The organism is Kushneria sp. EE4 (assembly GCF_977968315.1).
In genome coordinates this window covers 20,176-36,811 of the sequence record NZ_OZ386212.1, presented here as the reverse complement: position 1 = coordinate 36,811, position 16,636 = coordinate 20,176, and the positions used below count along the sequence as shown (strand labels likewise).

Here is a 16,636-nt window from a genome sequence, read left to right as displayed (position 1 = left end):
CTGCCCTATTTCTTCTTGGCTTCTTTACGAAGGATGCGTTCATCGCTGTAACGCACACCCTTGCCCTTGTAGGGCTCCGGCGGACGGAACGCACGAATCTCGGCAGCCACCTGACCAAGACGCTGCTTGTCAGCGCTCTTGAGAACGATTGTGGTGTTTTTGGGCGTTTCGACAACCACGCCTTCAGGCACCTTGTAATCGATCGGGTGAGAGAAACCAAGTGTCAGGTTAAGTGTCTGCCCGTTGGCCTGAGCACGATACCCTACGCCTGTAATTTCCAGCGAACGGGTAAAGCCTTCGGAAACACCAACGACCATGTTGTTGGCCAGTGCACGGGTTGTCCCGGCCATGGCCCAATTCTTTGCTGAAGCGCTGGGTTCGAACGTCAACTGATCATCCTGATGACCAACCACAACATCGTTGTGAACGTTCATTTCCAGCTGCCCCTGACCGCCCCGGACGGTCAGCCTGCCTTCCTCGAGCGTGACTTCCACACCGCTGGGCAGCTTAACCGGGTATTTTGCAATCCTGGACATCATAGACTCCTAGAATACGGTGCAGATGACTTCACCGCCGACGCCTGCCTGGCGCGCCGCACGATCGGTCATGACACCTCTGGAAGTGGACACGATGGCCACACCCAGACCGTCTGCTACGCGCGGCAGTTCGTCCTTGCCCTTGTAGCTGCGAAGGGAAGGCTTCGAAACACGTTGAATGTGCTCGATAACCGGCTTGCCTTCGAAGTACTTGAGGGTAATCGTCAGGTCAACCTTGACGTCGCCTTCAACGGAGAAGTCGGCAATGTAACCTTCTTCTTTCAAAACACGCGCGACTTCGACCTTGATCTTGGACGACGGCATGGTAACCGTCTCCTTGGTCGCCATCTGCGCATTACGGATACGAGTCAGCATATCCGCGAGTGTATCCTGCATGCTCATCGATAACGCTCCTGATGCGATTACCAGCTGGACTTGGTCAGGCCGGGCACATCGCCGCGCATGGCCGCTTCACGCAGTTTATTGCGCCCAAGTCCGAACTTGTTGTAATAGCCGTGCGGCCGGCCGGTCACGCGGCAGCGATTACGCTGGCGAACCGGGCTCGAGTTGCGCGGCAGCTTCTGCAGCTGCAGCTGCGCATCAAAACGCTCTTCATCCGAGCTGTTGACGTTGTGAATGATCGCCTTGAGCTCGGCACGACGGGCTGCGTATTTGTCTACCAGCTCGGCGCGCTTGCGCTCGCGCTCAACCATGCTTTTCTTTGCCATGATTACACCTTTATTTCCGGAAGGGGAAGTTCAGCGCACTCAAGAGTGCACGAGCTTCTTCGTCGGTGCCGGCAGACGTCGTGATGGTGATATCCAGCCCGCGAACACGGTCAACCTTGTCGTATTCGATCTCGGGGAAGATGATCTGTTCACGCACACCCATCGAGTAGTTTCCACGGCCATCAAATGATTTTGCATTGAGGCCACGGAAGTCACGAACACGCGGGATCGCGATGTTTACCAGACGGTCAAGGAAATCCCACATGCGCTCACTGCGCAGGGTTACCTTGGTGCCGATCGGCCAGCCTTCGCGTACCTTGAAGCCCGCAACTGACTTGCGTGCCAAGGTCACGACAGGCTTCTGGCCGGAAAGCTTTTCCAGATCAGCCACGGCATTGTCGATCAGCTTTTTATCGCTGGTCGCATCACCGACGCCCATATTAAGGGTCACCTTGGTGATCCGGGGCACCTGCATTACGTTGGCATAGCCAAATTGCTCAGTGAGCTTGGCCATCACCTCGTCTTTATACTGCTGTTTCAAGTTCGCCATGTTGCCACCCGAATCGCGTTAGGCGTCGATCTGCTTTTGCGTCGACCTGAAGATACGGATCTTGGTACCGTCGTCATTCATCTGAAAGCCGACCCGATCCGCCCTGTTGGTCTCCGTATTGAAGATGGCAACGTTAGAACCGTGGATCGGAGCCTCACGCTCAACGATACCCCCTTGATTGCCGGCCATCGGGTTGGGTTTGGTGTGACGCTTGATCATGTTCACACCTGAAACCACATAGCGCCCGTCCTGCAGAACCCGCTTGACGGTGCCGCGCTTGCCCTTGTCCTTGCCGGCGATGACGACGACTTCATCATCACGTTTGATCTTGCGCATAATTCCGCCTCGCTCCTTACAGCACTTCGGGCGCCAGGGAGATAATCCGCATGAACTTCTCGGTACGAAGTTCGCGGGTTACCGGCCCGAAAATACGAGTGCCTACCGGCTGCTCGTTGGCGTTGTTCAATAAAACCGCCGCATTGCCATCGAAGCGGATAAGAGAACCATCCGGACGGCGAATTCCGCTGCGTGTGCGTACAACAACGGCCTTGAGCACCTGGCCCTTTTTGACACGGCCACGCGGAATCGCTTCCTTGACCGTTACCTTGATGATGTCGCCAACACGGGCATAACGGCGGTGAGAGCCACCCAGGACCTTGATGCACTGGACCCTGCGCGCTCCGCTGTTGTCGGCGACATCCAGCATTGTTTGCGTTTGAATCATCGGTTTTCTCCAAACCTGAACTGATGCACGGGTTTAGGCAGCTGCCTTACCCTCTGGCCTGCTCGACGACTTCAACCAGAGTCCATGCCTTTTTCTTTGAAAGCGGCCGACACTCTTCGATGGAAACCAGATCGCCGATGTTGGCCTGATTGGTTTCGTCGTGCGCATGCAGTTTGGTGGAGCGCTTCATGTACTTTCCGTAGATCGGATGGCGCTCACGACGCTCGATCATGACAACGATCGATTTCTCCATCCGATCACTCACCACACGTCCGGTGAGCCTGCGTGCTTTGTTTGCCTGTTCTTCGGCCATTTCAGTCCACCTTCTCGTTGAGCACAGTCTTCACGCGCGCGATGTCGCGGCGAACCTGTTTGAGCAGATGGTTCTGGCTCAACTGACCGGTAGCCTTCTGCATCCGCAGGTTGAATTGCTCGCGCAGCAGTTCGAACAGCTGCTCATTGAGCGCTTCGGTCGACTTGTCACGAAGTTCCTGAGCTTTCATTACATTACCGTCCGTTTCACAAAGGTAGTGGCAACGGGCATCTTCTGAGCCGCGAGAGTAAACGCTTCGCGCGCCATCTCTTCCGATACGCCTTCAATCTCGTAAAGAACCCTGCCCGGCTGAATCTGAGCGACCCAGTATTCGACAGAACCCTTGCCCTTACCCATACGGACTTCGAGCGGCTTTTCGGAAATCGGCTTATCCGGAAAAACACGGATCCAGATCTTGCCGCCACGTTTGACATGACGCGTGATAGCACGACGGCCGGCTTCAATCTGGCGAGCGGTGATACGACCACGGCCGGTCGCCTTGAGGCCATACTCACCGAAGCTCACGCTACTACCGCGATGCGCCAGACCGCGGTTGCGGCCCTTTTGCTGCTTGCGGAATTTGGTACGCTTGGGCTGTAACATCGACTATCCCCTTACTTGGAACCTTTCTTCTTGCCGGGAGCGCCAGTCTGCGAATTATTCTGCTTCGCACGGACTTCTTCGATCCCACCAAGAATTTCGCCCTTGAAGATCCACACCTTGACACCGATGACACCGTAAGTGGTGTGCGCCTCGTAAACCGAGTAATCGATATCGGCACGCAGGGTGTGAAGGGGAACACGGCCTTCGCGATACCATTCCGTACGCGCGATTTCTGCACCACCAAGACGACCGGACAGCTGAATCCGGATGCCCTTGGCGCCCAGACGCATGGCGTTTTGTACCGCACGCTTCATGGCACGACGGAACATGACGCGACGTTCGAGCTGACCGGCAACGTTTTGCGCTACCAGTGCAGCATCAAGCTCGGGCTTGCGAACTTCCTCAATGTTGACGTGAACGGGCACGCCCATGAGGTTGGTCAGATCACGACGCAGACGCTCGACATCTTCACCCTTCTTGCCAATCACGATACCCGGACGGGCAGTATGAATGGTAATACGGGCGTTGTTGGCCGGACGCTCGATGTGAATCCTGCTGACAGAAGCGCTTTTCAAACGCTCGGACAGGAAACTGCGAACTTCGAGATCGTTATTCAGCTTGTCGGCATAAGCACCGCGCTCGGCGTACCACACGGAAGTGTGATCCTTGACGATCCCGAGGCGAATACCGACTGGATTGACTTTTTGACCCATCTGGTCGACTCCTACTTCTCGGCTACCTTGACGGTGATATGGCAGGTACGCTTCATGATGCGATCCGCACGGCCTTTGGCACGCGGCAGAATACGCTTGAGCGTCATGCCCTCATCGACACAGATGGTCGAGACGCGAAGCTCGTCGATGTCCATGCCGTTATTTTCTTCCGCGTTGGCGATAGCGGATTGCAGTACCTTTCTCACTAGCACAGCCGCCTTTTTGGGCGAAAATGCCAGGATATTCAGTGCTTCTGCGACCGGCTTGCCCCGCACCTGATCTGCCACCAAACGTGCCTTCTGGGCGGACAGGCGAGCGCCGCGCAATTTAGCAGCTACTTCTTCCATTGTGGTCCTCTCCCTTACCGCTTGGCTTTCTTGTCAGCCGCGTGACCGCGATAGGTGCGGGTGGCAGCAAATTCGCCCAGCTTGTGGCCCACCATCTCTTCAGAGACGTGTACCGGTACATGCTGGCGACCGTTATGGACAGCAATGGTGAGTCCTACCATATTGGGCAGGATCATCGAGCGACGCGACCAGGTCTTGATCGGTTTGCGGTCGCTCTTTTCCACAGCCGCCTCAACCTTCTTCAAAAGATGAAGGTCAATGAAGGGACCTTTCTTAAGTGAACGTGGCACAGCCGTTACCCCTTAAATACTGATGTTTGGCCTTGCGGCACCGTTTATCTGGCTTTGCGACGACGCACGATAAGTTTGTCGGTACGCTTGTTCTTGCGCGTCTTGTGACCCTTGGTCGGAATACCCCAGGGGGTTACCGGATGACGGCCACCACTGGTACGACCTTCACCACCACCATGCGGGTGATCAACCGGGTTCATCGCGACGCCGCGAACAGTCGGACGCACGCCTCTCCAACGCTTGGCACCAGCCTTGCCGAGCTGCCCAAGGCTGTGCTCGGAGTTGCCGACTTCGCCCAGCGTGGCGCGACATTCAGCCAGGATGCGACGCATTTCACCGCTACGCAGACGCACGGTGGCATAGTTGCCTTCACGTGCGACCAGTTGAGCACTGGTACCGGCGCTGCGTACAAGCTGCGCACCCTTGCCGGGCTTGAGCTCGATGCAGTGAATTGTCGAACCAACCGGAACGTTACGCAGCGGCAGAGCGTTACCCTGACGAATCGGTGCGTTGACACCCGACTCCAGGCGATCGCCTTCTGCAACACCCCGGGGGGCAATGATGTAACGGCGTTCACCGTCCACATACTTCAGCAGTGCAATATGTGCGCTGCGATTCGGATCGTATTCAAGGCGCTCGACGATGGCAGGAACGCCATCCTTGTTGCGCTTGAAGTCTACCAGACGATAGTGCTGGCGATTGCCACCACCTACGTGACGGGTAGTAATACGACCGTTATTGTTACGACCACCCGAACGTGACTGTGCTTCGGTCAGCGCCGCATGCGGGCGACCCTTGTACAGTCCTTCGGTAACGACCTTCACCTTGTGGCGACGGCCGGCGGACGTTGGTTTTGTCTTGACTACTGCCATGATCCGTTCTCCTGCCTCACTCGGCGCCGGTGAAGTCTTCGAGCGTTTCGCCCGCAGCCAGGGTGACGTAGGCCTTGCGATAACCGCTACGATGACCTTCGCCACGAGCGTTGCGCTTGACCTTGCCCTTCATGTTCAGGACCTGGACGCTGTCGACCTTCTTTTCAAAAAGCGCTTCAACAGCTTTTTTGATTTCGGGCTTGGTAGCATTACTGGCGACCTTGAAAACGTACTGATTACGCTCTGCAGCGTAGGCAGCCTTTTCGGTCATGTGCGGACCAAGCAGCACCTGGAATACGCGTTCCTGATTCATGCCAGCTTCTCCTCGAACTTGCGGAGGGCGGGTACGGTCATCAGCACCTTGTCATAGGCAATCAGGCTGACAGGATCCGCGCTCGACGCTTCGACCACGTCCACGTTGGGAATGTTGCGAGCGGCCAGATAAAGGTTCTCATCCAGCTCGTCGGTCACGATCAGCACCTTTTCCAGACCAAGCTCGGAAAGACGACCTACCAGCTGTCGGGTCTTGGGGCTGTCTACGGTAAAGGCATCAACGGCAACCAGACGTTCCTGACGCACGAGCTCCGAAAGGATAGAGCGCATGGCAGCGCGGTACATCTTGCGATTGACCTTTTGAGAGTGATCCTGCGGACGTGCCGCAAAGGTCACACCACCGGTACGCCAGATCGGCGAACGGATGGTACCGGCACGAGCGCGACCGGTGCCCTTCTGACGCCACGGCTTCTTACCACCGCCGCTGACATCGGAACGGTTTTTCTGTGCACGAGTACCCTGACGCGCGCCTGCCAGATAGGCAGTGACGACCTGGTGAACCAGTGCTTCATTGAATTCCTTGCCAAAAGTCTCGTCGGAAATCTCGACGGCTCCGGCTCCTGCACCTGCAAGATTGAGATTCATCGTTACCTACCCCTCAGCGAGCTTTGACAGCGGTGCGCACGACCACATCGCTACCGGCAGCACCAGGTACGGCGCCCTTGACCAGAAGCAGATTGCGTTCGGTGTCGACACGGACAATTTCAAGGCTCTGAACGGTGACGCGCTCGTTACCCATCTGACCGGCCATCTTTTTGCCCTTGAAGACGCGACCCGGCGTCTGACACTGGCCGATGGAACCCGGCGCACGATGCGACAGAGAGTTACCGTGGGTATTGTCCTGCGTGCGGAAGTTCCAGCGCTTTACTGCGCCCTGGAAGCCCTTGCCCTTTGACGTGCCAGTGACGTCAATGAGCTGGCCTGCTTCGAAGAGGGATACGGTGAGCTCGCTTCCTGCCTGCGGATCTTCCTCGCCTTCGGCAAGACGAAATTCCGCCAGGAAACGACCGGCCTCAACACCTGCGCTGGCATACTGCCCGGCAATTGCCTTGGTGAGGTGCTTGGCCTTGCGCGAGCCAGCAGTAACCTGAACGGCACGATAACCATCAGACTCGAGAGTCTTGATGCGCGTGACGCGGTTGGGCTCGACTTCAATAACGGTTACGGGCACGGATGCACCGTCTTCGGTGAAGATACGGGTCATGCCGCTCTTCTTACCGACTAAACCGATAGACATGTTCAGTCTCCTATAGTGTACGGGGCTATCACCCGCTATGGCTGCCCTTTCCAGAGCATTCCACTAGCACATTGTGTGACGCCATCCCGGCGTGAGCGGCTGGGCCAGAGCCCTAAAATGCCGCATGAGTGACTAGTGTTGGGTTAATCAACCTTGATCTGTACGTCCACACCAGCTGCCAGATCAAGCTTCATCAGGGCATCAACCGTTTTCTCGGTCGGCTCAACGATGTCCAGCACACGCTTGTGGGTACGGATTTCATACTGATCGCGCGCGTCCTTGTTGACGTGCGGTGAAATCAGGATGGTATAGCGCTCGCGCTTGGTCGGCAGCGGAATCGGACCGCGAACCTGTGCACCAGTGCGCTTGGCAGTATCCACGATTTCCTGTGCAGACTGATCGATAAGACGATGATCAAAGGCTTTCAAGCGAATGCGAATCTTCTGGTTCTGCATTACCCGGGACTCCAGGGAAATTCAAGACGATGTCTGACGCCGATGGGCGCCTGACCGCCTACGCACGCCTCAAAAGGATGCGCATTATAGGCAGGCACTCGCTCAGAGTCAAACATGCATATGACAAAGGGGCCTCCCGACGGAGGCCCCTTTAGATTTCGAGCAATGAAATCACTCGACGATCTTGGCAACCACACCAGCGCCGACGGTACGACCGCCTTCGCGAATGGCGAAGCGCAGACCGTCCTCCATGGCGATCGGAGCGATCAGGGTAATGACCATCTGGACGTTGTCGCCCGGCATGACCATTTCTACGCCTTCCGGCAGTTCACAGGTACCAGTTACGTCAGTGGTACGGAAGTAGAACTGCGGACGATAGCCCTTGAAGAACGGCGTATGACGACCGCCTTCTTCCTTGGACAGGATGTAGACTTCGGACTCGAACTTGGTGTGCGGCTTGATGCTGCCCGGCTTGGCCAGAACCTGACCACGCTCGACATCATCACGCTTGGTGCCACGAAGCAGCGCACCAACGTTCTCACCGGCACGACCTTCGTCGAGCAGCTTACGGAACATCTCGACACCGGTAACGGTTGTCTTGACGGTGTCCTGGAGGCCGATGATTTCGACTTCTTCGCCCGGCTTGACGATACCGCGCTCAACACGGCCGGTCACAACAGTACCACGACCCGAGATGGAGAAGACGTCCTCGATCGGCATCAGGAACGGCTGATCGATGGCACGCTCAGGCTCAGGGATATACTCATCCATGGCACGAACGAGGTTGGCAACGGCAGTAGTACCCATGCCATTGTCGTCCTTGCCTTCCAGTGCCATCAGAGCAGAACCGATGATGATCGGCGTATCATCGCCCGGGAAGTCGTACTCGGACAGAAGCTCACGAACTTCCATTTCGACCAGCTCGAGCAGCTCTTCGTCATCGACCATGTCAGCCTTGTTCAGGAAGACAACGACAAACGGAACACCGACCTGACGAGACAGCAGGATGTGCTCGCGCGTCTGCGGCATCGGGCCGTCAGCTGCGGAACAGACCAGGATAGCGCCATCCATCTGGGCAGCACCAGTGATCATGTTCTTGACGTAGTCAGCGTGCCCCGGGCAGTCAACGTGCGCGTAGTGGCGCGTTTCAGACTGGTACTCAACGTGTGCTGTCGAGATCGTAATACCACGCTCACGCTCTTCAGGAGCGTTGTCGATGGTTGCGAACTCGCGCCAGTCACCGCCAAATACTTCGGCAGAAACACGTGTGAGGGCCGCTGTCAGCGTAGTCTTGCCATGGTCAACGTGACCGATGGTGCCTACGTTTACGTGCGGTTTGGAACGTTCAAATTTTTCCTTGGCCACTGCTATAACCTCTCTGTCGACTAACGGTTATCATTTCTGGTTAATGACGGCTTCGACGATGCTGGACGGTGCCTCATCGTACTTCGCAAACTCCATGGAGTAGCTTGCGCGGCCCTGGGTCTGAGAACGCAGATCGGTCGCATAACCGAACATCTCACCCAGCGGCACCATGGCACGGATAACCTTACCGGAAGTAGTGTCATCCATACCCTGAACAAGACCACGCCGACGGTTGAGGTCGCCCATGACATCACCCATGAACTCTTCGGGTGTTACCACTTCAACACTCATCACCGGCTCGAGCAGAACTGCTCCGGCCTTGCGTGCGCCCTCCTTGATTGCCATCGATGAGGCAACCTTGAAGGCATTCTCATTGGAGTCGACGTCGTGATAGGAACCGTCATACAGCGCAACCTTGACGTTGATCATCGGATAACCGGCGATGACACCGTTCTGCAGCTGCTCAAAGGCACCCTTCTCGACTGCCGGCACATATTCCTTGGGTACTACACCACCCACGATCTCGGAATTGAACTTGAAGGTCATTTCCGGATCGTCACCGCGGTCTGCATCCGTCAGCGGCTCGATGCGCAGGTAGACGTGGCCGAACTGGCCGCGACCACCGGACTGACGAACGAACTTGCCTTCCTGCTCGACGCTTTTCTTGATCGTCTCGCGATAGGCAACCTGCGGCTTGCCGATATTGGCTTCTACCTTGAACTCGCGACGCATGCGGTCAACGAGAATGTCCAGGTGAAGCTCACCCATACCGGAGATGATGGTCTGGCCGGTTTCTTCGTCGGTCTTGACGCGGAACGAGGGGTCTTCCTGAGCCAGCTTGCCCAGGGCAATACCCATCTTTTCCTGGTCTGCCTTCGACTTGGGTTCAACGGCAACCGAAATAACCGGTTCCGGGAACTCCATGCGCTCCAGTACGATCTTCGAATTCGGATCGCAGAGCGTATCACCGGTCGTGACATCCTTGAGACCGACACAGGCAGCAATGTCGCCCGCGTAGACCTGCTTGATCTCCTGACGGCTGTTGGAGTGCATCTGAACGATACGGCCAACACGCTCTTTTTTGTCCTTCACCGAATTGTAAACCTGGTCACCGGAGTTCAGTACGCCAGAGTATACGCGGATAAAGGTCAGCGTTCCGACAAACGGGTCGGTCGCGATCTTAAAGGCCAGTGACGAGAACGGCGCACTGTCATCGGCTTCACGAGTTTCGATGGTACCCACGGCATCATCAAGCTCACCTTCGATCGCCTTGACTTCGGTCGGCGACGGCAGGTACTCGATAACCGCATCCAGCATGGCCTGTACGCCCTTGTTCTTGAACGCGGAGCCACAGGTAACCAGAACGATTTCGTTGTCCAGCGTACGACGACGCAGACCGGCCTTGATCTCCTCAACGGAAAGCTCTCCACCTTCGAGATACTTTTCCATCAATTCTTCAGAGGCTTCTGCGGCAGACTCGACCATGTGCTCGTACCATTCCTGAGCCGTTTCCTGCAGCTCGGCCGGAATGTCAACGAGGTCATAGGTCATGCCCCGATCGCCTTCATTCCAGAGAATGGCCTTCATCTGAAGAAGGTCGATGACGCCCTTGAATTCGTCTTCCGCACCCCAGTTGATCTGGATCGGTACGGCATTGGCGCCCAGACGCTTGCGCATCTGTTCGACCACCATGAAGAAGTCGGCACCGGCACGGTCCATCTTGTTGACGAACACCATGCGGGGAACTTCATAGCGGTTGGCCTGACGCCAGACGGTTTCGGTCTGCGGCTGAACACCGGAGCTGCCGCACAGTACGACGACCGCGCCATCGAGAACACGCAGAGAACGCTCAACTTCGATCGTGAAGTCAACGTGCCCGGGCGTGTCGATGATGTTGATGCGATGCTCATCGAACTGCTGATTCATGCCGCTCCAGAAACAGGTGGTCGCAGCAGAGGTGATGGTGATACCACGCTCCTGCTCCTGCTCCATCCAGTCCATGACAGCGGCGCCTTCATGCACTTCACCGATCTTGTGAGAAAGACCCGTGTAAAAGAGCACGCGTTCGGTCGTCGTTGTCTTGCCGGCATCAACGTGGGCGCAGATACCGATATTGCGGTAGCGCTTAAGAGGAGTCTTGCGTGCCACGATAGCGTATCCTGTAGTTGGAAGCGCCTTCGCCTGAAGGCGCTTCTATTAGAAGCGGTAGTGAGAGAAGGCCTTGTTGGCTTCTGCCATACGATGGACGTCTTCACGCTTCTTGACAGCAGCACCCTTGCCTTCAGCCGCGTCCAGCATTTCGCCGGCCAGCCTCTGCACCATGGTCTTCTCACCGCGATTGCGAGCAGCGTCCACCATCCAGCGCATGGCCAGCGCCTGACGACGTGAAGGACGCACTTCAACGGGTACCTGATAGGTGGCACCGCCAACGCGACGTGATTTTACTTCGACCATGGGCTGGATGGCTTCCAGTGCCTTGTCGAAAATGTCCAGCGGCTCATCATTGGAGCGTTCGGCAACCCGATCCAGCGCACCATAAACGATGCGCTCGGCGACGGATTTCTTGCCGCTGATCATCAGGTGGTTCATGAACTTGGCCAGGCGCTCACTTCCGAACTTGGGATCCGGCAGGATGTCGCGCTTCGCCGCAATACGTCTTCTAGGCATGATAAGCCCTCAGTCAGAAGAGTCTTTCAGGTAAACCCGGGACCAAACACTCAGGGTGCGCTGCCCGGCCTTACTCTTATCAGACCGTGAAAATTGAATGAATACCGATCAGGACTTCGGCTTTTTGGTGCCGTACTTCGAACGCGCCTGACGACGGTTCTGGACACCGGAGGTGTCAAGTGCACCACGAACCGTGTGATAACGCACACCGGGAAGGTCCTTTACGCGACCGCCACGAATGAGCACCACGGAGTGTTCCTGAAGGTTGTGCCCCTCACCGCCGATATACGACGCAACTTCGAAACCGTTGGTCAGGCGAACACGGCAGACCTTACGAAGGGCCGAGTTCGGCTTTTTGGGCGTGGTGGTATAAACACGCGTGCAAACGCCGCGGCGCTGCGGGCATGCCTGCAGCGCAGGCACATCGCTTTTGGCCTGCGGCCGCTTGCGGGGCTTGCGCACCAGCTGATTAATCGTTGCCATAAAGGCTCGCTCCAATGATGATGATACAAAACAGCAGGGACAGGACGCACCTGCCCCTACTGTTAAAGGCTGCGAATTCTAAGGGTTCGCCTGCAAGGGCGTCAAGCCCTGCGCCGTAACCGGCGCAGAACCTGTCTGCCGCTAAAGGTCGTCATCAGCATCCAGTGCAGTCAGATGCTCGCCCAGCTGCTGCTCGACATCGAAGGCCGAAGGATGCTGATCGCGCGTGGCACCCTCTTTCCTGCGACGACGTTCGGCATGATGCGTAAGACCCGTGCCGGCCGGAATCAGACGTCCAACCACCACGTTTTCCTTCAGACCACGCAGATAGTCGCGCTTGCCGGTGACTGCGGCTTCGGTCAGCACTCGTGTGGTTTCCTGGAAGGAAGCCGCCGAGATGAAGGATTCCGTGGCAAGCGATGCCTTGGTGATCCCCAGCAGTACACGATCATACTTGGCCGGGAATTTCTCCTGCTCCTGCAGACGCACGTTTTCTGCCAGCACACGAACCAGTTCGACCTGATCACCCGGGATCAACGTGCTGTCGCCGGCATCGAGAACCTCTACCTTGCGCAGCATCTGACGCACGATAACTTCAATGTGCTTGTCGTTGATGCCGACACCCTGAAGGCGGTAGACGTCCTGGATTTCAGCCGTGATGTACTTGGCCAGTTCGCTGACGCCCAGCAGACGCAGAATATCGTGCGGGTTGCTCGGACCATCAGAGATGACCTCACCACGCTCGACGGTTTCACCTTCGAAGACACCGATCTGACGCCACTTGGGAATCAGCATTTCGATCGGATCACCATCGGTCGGCGTAATCATCAGACGACGCTTGCCCTTGGTTTCCTTGCCGAAGGTAATGGTGCCCGTGGCCTCGGCCAGAACAGAAGCTTCCTTGGGCTTGCGCGCCTCGAACAGGTCAGCAACGCGCGGCAGACCACCGGTGATGTCCTTGTTGCCGGACGCCTCGACCGGAATACGGGCCACCACTTCACCAATACCGATTGCCGAACCGTCATCAACGGAAACAATCGCATTGCCCGGCAGCATGTACTGCACCGGCGTATTGGAACCGGGCAGCGACACCGCTTCACCCTGCTCGTTTTGCAGCATGATCATCGGGCGCTTGTCACGGCCCGATGTTGGACGGTTACCGGCCTCAATAACCTCGATGGAGGAAAGCCCCGTCATCTCGTCAACACTTCTGTTGATGGTGACGTTTTCTTCCATGTCGGTGAACTGAATGCGGCCGTCCACTTCAGAGACGATCGGGTGCGTGTGCGGATCCCACTTGGCCACCACCTGGCCTGACTCGACCAGCGCACCGTCCTTGATGGACAGCTCGGCACCGTAGGGCAGCTTGTAGTACTCACGCTCACGGCCATGTTCATCGGCCACGGCCAGAGCACTGGAGCGCGATACCACAACCAGTTTTCCGTCACTGCGTTCAACATGCTTCATGTTGTGCAGGCGTACACTACCGCCATGCTTGACCTGAACGCTGTCCACGGCCGAGGCACGCGATGCTGCACCGCCGATGTGGAAGGTACGCATGGTAAGCTGGGTACCCGGCTCGCCAATCGACTGGGCAGCAATAACACCCACCGACTCACCCACGTTGACCACGTGACCACGCGCCAGATCACGGCCGTAGCAGGAAGAACAGACGCCGTGTGCGGTTTCACAGGTGATGGTCGAACGCACCACGATTTCATCGACACCCATGGTGTCGAGACGATTGCACCAGGCTTCATCAAGCAGCGTGTTACGCGGAATCAGTACTTCCTGACTCTGCGGATCCACGACATCACGTGCCACGACACGACCCAGCACGCGCTCGGCCAGCGAAACAATGATGTCACCACCCTCGATGACCGGGTGAAGTGTCAGGCCTTCTTCTGTGCCACAGTCGGTGTCGGTCACGACCACGTCCTGCGCCACATCGACCAGACGGCGTGTCAGGTAACCGGAGTTGGCCGTTTTCAGTGCCGTATCCGCAAGACCCTTACGTGCGCCGTGCGTGGAGATAAAGTACTGAAGTACGTTCAGACCTTCACGGAAGTTGGCCGTGATCGGCGTTTCGATGATCGAGCCATCCGGCTTGGCCATCAGGCCACGCATACCGGCCAGCTGACGAATCTGGGCCGCACTACCACGGGCGCCGGAATCCGCCATGATGAAGACGCTGTTGAACGAGTCCTGTTCGACTTCGTTGCCTTCACGATCGGTAACCGTCTCTTTCGAGATACCGGTCATCATGGCGCGGGCCACCTTGTCGTTGGCCTTGGACCAGATATCGATAACCTTGTTGTACTTCTCGCCGGCGGTAACAAGACCCGAGGAGAACTGATCCTCGATTTCCTTCACCTCATCCTCGGCCGCTTCGATAATTTCCTTTTTGGAATCAGGAATGACGAAGTCGTTAACGCCGATGGACGCACCAGACCAGGTGGCCAGACGGAAACCGGTATACATCAGCTGGTCAGCAAAGATGACAGTTTCCTTCAGACCCACCAGACGGTACCCGGCATTGATCAGCTGGGAGATCGCCTTTTTCTTCATCGAGCGATCGACCATCTCGAACGGCATACCACGCGGCACGATGCGATACAGCAGCGCACGTCCGACCGTCGTGTCCTTGACCGAGACCTGCTCGACAAGCTCACCGCTTTCTTCGTCACGGGCCCATTCACTCAGACGAACGCGAACGCGGGCATGCAGGTCAACACTCTGGGTACCAAAAGCACGCTCAACTTCATTGAGGTCAGAGAAGGCCATTCCCTCGCCCTTTGCCCCAATACGCTCGCGGGTCATGTAGTACAGACCCAGCACAACGTCCTGAGACGGTACGATGATGGGATCACCGTTGGCCGGCGACAGCACGTTGTTGGTCGACATCATCAGCGCACGCGCTTCAAGCTGGGCTTCCAGCGTCAGCGGTACGTGTACGGCCATCTGGTCGCCGTCAAAGTCGGCGTTATAGGCGGCACAGACCAGCGGATGCAGCTGGATGGCCTTGCCTTCGATCAGCATCGGCTCGAACGCCTGAATGCCCAGACGGTGCAGTGTCGGTGCGCGGTTAAGCAGCACCGGATGCTCACGAATCACGTCAGCGAGAATGTCCCAGACTTCCGGCATCTCACGCTCGACCAGCTTCTTGGCAGCCTTGATGGTGGAGGCCTGGCCGCTGCCCTGAAGCTTCGAATAGATAAACGGCTTGAACAGCTCAAGCGCCATCTTCTTGGGCAGACCACACTGATGCAGACGCAGTGTCGGACCTACAGTGATAACCGAACGACCCGAGTAGTCAACGCGCTTGCCCAGCAGGTTCTGACGAAAACGCCCCTGCTTGCCCTTGATCATGTCGGCCAGCGACTTCAGCGGACGCTTGTTGGAGCCCGTGATGGCACGACCGCGACGGCCGTTGTCCAGCAGGGCATCAACCGATTCCTGCAGCATGCGCTTTTCGTTGCGCACGATAATGTCCGGCGCAGACAGATCCAGCAGCCGCTTGAGGCGGTTGTTCCGGTTGATCACACGACGATAAAGGTCGTTGAGATCGGAAGTCGCGAAACGACCGCCATCCAGCGGTACCAGCGGACGCAGGTCCGGCGGCAGCACAGGCAGTACTTCCATGACCATCCAGCCCGGGTGGTTACCCGAACGATAGAAGGCTTCCAGGAGCTTGAGGCGTTTGGAAAGCTTCTTGATCTTGGTGTCCGAATTGGTCTGGGGGATCTCTTCACGCAGACGCTCGATCTCTTCACCCAGATCGATGTCGGACAGCAATGCCTGAACAGCTTCGGCACCCATACGGGCATCAAAGTCATCACCGAATTCTTCAAGCGCTTCGAAATACTGCTCATCGTTGAGCAGCTGACCGCGCTCAAGCGTTGTCATGCCCGGGTCGATGACCACAAAGGATTCGAAGTACAGGACACGCTCGATATCACGCAGTGTCATGTCCAGCAGCATGCCAATGCGCGACGGCAGCGACTTCAGAAACCAGATGTGTGCGACCGGAGATGCCAGCTCGATGTGGCCCATCCGCTCACGACGCACGGACGCTTTGGTCACTTCAACGCCGCACTTTTCGCAGATAATGCCGCGATGCTTCATGCGCTTGTACTTGCCGCACAGGCACTCGTAATCCTTGACCGGACCAAAAATCTTGGCACAGAACAGGCCATCACGTTCTGGCTTGAACGTCCGGTAGTTAATGGTCTCGGGCTTTTTGACCTCGCCAAACGACCAGCTGCGGATCATGTCCGGAGAAGCAAGCGAAATCCGAATGGCATCAAACTCTTCGGACTGCGCCTGCGATTTAAGAACTTTGACCAGATCTTTCATGGGGTCGGCTCCGTTGCGGAGTTGTCATGAGCGGGGCCCGGTTTATCGGGGCCCCGCGGACCTT

General features: G+C 57.0%; 22 protein-coding genes. All 22 read right to left on the bottom strand.

Annotated elements, in window-relative coordinates; all coding sequences use genetic code 11:
* Positions 1 to 5: 5 nt before the first annotated feature.
* The 22 genes from rplF to rpoC all read right to left on the bottom strand — a co-directional run bounded on the left by rplF (position 6) and on the right by rpoC (position 16,572).
* Positions 6 to 536 (bottom strand): 50S ribosomal protein L6, encoded by a 531-nt coding sequence (gene rplF / locus ACXMYO_RS00215; protein WP_438765995.1) that lies wholly within the window; start codon positions 534 to 536, stop codon positions 6 to 8.
* A 9-nt stretch (positions 537 to 545) separates the two neighbouring features.
* Positions 546 to 938 carry a 30S ribosomal protein S8 gene (rpsH, locus tag ACXMYO_RS00210; RefSeq protein WP_086620782.1) on the bottom strand — a complete coding sequence of 131 codons (393 nt, stop codon included), beginning with the start codon at positions 936 to 938 and terminating at the stop codon, positions 546 to 548.
* A 20-nt stretch (positions 939 to 958) separates the two neighbouring features.
* Positions 959 to 1,264: a 30S ribosomal protein S14 gene (gene rpsN, locus ACXMYO_RS00205; RefSeq protein WP_438765994.1), complete on the bottom strand. Its 306-nt coding sequence runs from the start codon at positions 1,262 to 1,264 to the stop codon at positions 959 to 961.
* 10 nt (positions 1,265 to 1,274) lie between these two features.
* The gene (rplE, locus tag ACXMYO_RS00200; protein ID WP_115854535.1) at positions 1,275 to 1,814 is read right to left on the bottom strand and encodes a 50S ribosomal protein L5; all 540 of its coding nucleotides are present in this window, start codon (positions 1,812 to 1,814) and stop codon (positions 1,275 to 1,277) included.
* Between the two features lie 18 nt (positions 1,815 to 1,832).
* Entirely contained in the window at positions 1,833 to 2,150 is a 318-nt protein-coding gene (rplX, locus tag ACXMYO_RS00195; RefSeq protein ID WP_115854534.1) for a 50S ribosomal protein L24, read from the bottom strand.
* Between the two features lie 16 nt (positions 2,151 to 2,166).
* Positions 2,167 to 2,538 (bottom strand): 50S ribosomal protein L14, encoded by a 372-nt coding sequence (gene rplN, locus ACXMYO_RS00190; RefSeq protein ID WP_086620786.1) that lies wholly within the window; start codon positions 2,536 to 2,538, stop codon positions 2,167 to 2,169.
* 46 nt (positions 2,539 to 2,584) lie between these two features.
* Positions 2,585 to 2,851, bottom strand: coding sequence for a 30S ribosomal protein S17 (gene rpsQ, locus ACXMYO_RS00185; protein WP_438765992.1), 267 nt, complete (start codon positions 2,849 to 2,851; stop codon positions 2,585 to 2,587).
* A gap of 1 nt (position 2,852) precedes the next feature.
* Positions 2,853 to 3,041 carry a 50S ribosomal protein L29 gene (gene rpmC, locus ACXMYO_RS00180; protein WP_086620788.1) on the bottom strand — a complete coding sequence of 63 codons (189 nt, stop codon included), beginning with the start codon at positions 3,039 to 3,041 and terminating at the stop codon, positions 2,853 to 2,855.
* Complete coding sequence (rplP, locus tag ACXMYO_RS00175; protein ID WP_438765990.1) at positions 3,041 to 3,454, bottom strand: 50S ribosomal protein L16; 414 nt, start codon at positions 3,452 to 3,454, stop codon at positions 3,041 to 3,043. Before rplP ends, rpmC begins: the two co-directional genes overlap by 1 nt.
* A gap of 11 nt (positions 3,455 to 3,465) precedes the next feature.
* Positions 3,466 to 4,167, bottom strand: coding sequence for a 30S ribosomal protein S3 (gene rpsC / locus ACXMYO_RS00170; RefSeq protein WP_115854531.1), 702 nt, complete (start codon positions 4,165 to 4,167; stop codon positions 3,466 to 3,468).
* A gap of 11 nt (positions 4,168 to 4,178) precedes the next feature.
* Positions 4,179 to 4,514 carry a 50S ribosomal protein L22 gene (gene rplV, locus ACXMYO_RS00165; RefSeq protein ID WP_086620791.1) on the bottom strand — a complete coding sequence of 112 codons (336 nt, stop codon included), beginning with the start codon at positions 4,512 to 4,514 and terminating at the stop codon, positions 4,179 to 4,181.
* Positions 4,515 to 4,528: 14 nt separating this feature from the next.
* Positions 4,529 to 4,804 carry a 30S ribosomal protein S19 gene (rpsS, locus tag ACXMYO_RS00160; RefSeq protein ID WP_008959165.1) on the bottom strand — a complete coding sequence of 92 codons (276 nt, stop codon included), beginning with the start codon at positions 4,802 to 4,804 and terminating at the stop codon, positions 4,529 to 4,531.
* A gap of 44 nt (positions 4,805 to 4,848) precedes the next feature.
* A complete protein-coding gene (gene rplB, locus ACXMYO_RS00155) occupies positions 4,849 to 5,676 on the bottom strand; it encodes a 50S ribosomal protein L2 (RefSeq protein WP_438765988.1) in 828 nt (275 codons plus the stop codon).
* Between the two features lie 16 nt (positions 5,677 to 5,692).
* Positions 5,693 to 5,989 carry a 50S ribosomal protein L23 gene (gene rplW, locus ACXMYO_RS00150; protein ID WP_457807434.1) on the bottom strand — a complete coding sequence of 99 codons (297 nt, stop codon included), beginning with the start codon at positions 5,987 to 5,989 and terminating at the stop codon, positions 5,693 to 5,695.
* Entirely contained in the window at positions 5,986 to 6,594 is a 609-nt protein-coding gene (gene rplD, locus ACXMYO_RS00145) for a 50S ribosomal protein L4 (RefSeq protein ID WP_438765987.1), read from the bottom strand. Before rplD ends, rplW begins: the two co-directional genes overlap by 4 nt.
* A gap of 13 nt (positions 6,595 to 6,607) precedes the next feature.
* Positions 6,608 to 7,246 carry a 50S ribosomal protein L3 gene (rplC, locus tag ACXMYO_RS00140; protein WP_438765985.1) on the bottom strand — a complete coding sequence of 213 codons (639 nt, stop codon included), beginning with the start codon at positions 7,244 to 7,246 and terminating at the stop codon, positions 6,608 to 6,610.
* A 143-nt stretch (positions 7,247 to 7,389) separates the two neighbouring features.
* Positions 7,390 to 7,701 (bottom strand): 30S ribosomal protein S10, encoded by a 312-nt coding sequence (rpsJ, locus tag ACXMYO_RS00135; protein ID WP_090130883.1) that lies wholly within the window; start codon positions 7,699 to 7,701, stop codon positions 7,390 to 7,392.
* 171 nt (positions 7,702 to 7,872) lie between these two features.
* Complete coding sequence (gene tuf / locus ACXMYO_RS00130) at positions 7,873 to 9,066, bottom strand: elongation factor Tu (RefSeq protein ID WP_438765984.1); 1,194 nt, start codon at positions 9,064 to 9,066, stop codon at positions 7,873 to 7,875.
* A gap of 30 nt (positions 9,067 to 9,096) precedes the next feature.
* The gene (gene fusA / locus ACXMYO_RS00125) at positions 9,097 to 11,214 is read right to left on the bottom strand and encodes an elongation factor G (protein WP_438765983.1); all 2,118 of its coding nucleotides are present in this window, start codon (positions 11,212 to 11,214) and stop codon (positions 9,097 to 9,099) included.
* 48 nt (positions 11,215 to 11,262) lie between these two features.
* Positions 11,263 to 11,733, bottom strand: coding sequence for a 30S ribosomal protein S7 (gene rpsG, locus ACXMYO_RS00120; protein ID WP_086620797.1), 471 nt, complete (start codon positions 11,731 to 11,733; stop codon positions 11,263 to 11,265).
* A 108-nt stretch (positions 11,734 to 11,841) separates the two neighbouring features.
* Complete coding sequence (rpsL, locus tag ACXMYO_RS00115) at positions 11,842 to 12,216, bottom strand: 30S ribosomal protein S12 (protein WP_438765982.1); 375 nt, start codon at positions 12,214 to 12,216, stop codon at positions 11,842 to 11,844.
* 141 nt (positions 12,217 to 12,357) lie between these two features.
* On the bottom strand, positions 12,358 to 16,572 hold the full coding sequence (gene rpoC / locus ACXMYO_RS00110) for a DNA-directed RNA polymerase subunit beta' (protein WP_438765980.1): 4,215 nt from the start codon (positions 16,570 to 16,572) through the stop codon (positions 12,358 to 12,360).
* Positions 16,573 to 16,636: the final 64 nt, after the last annotated feature.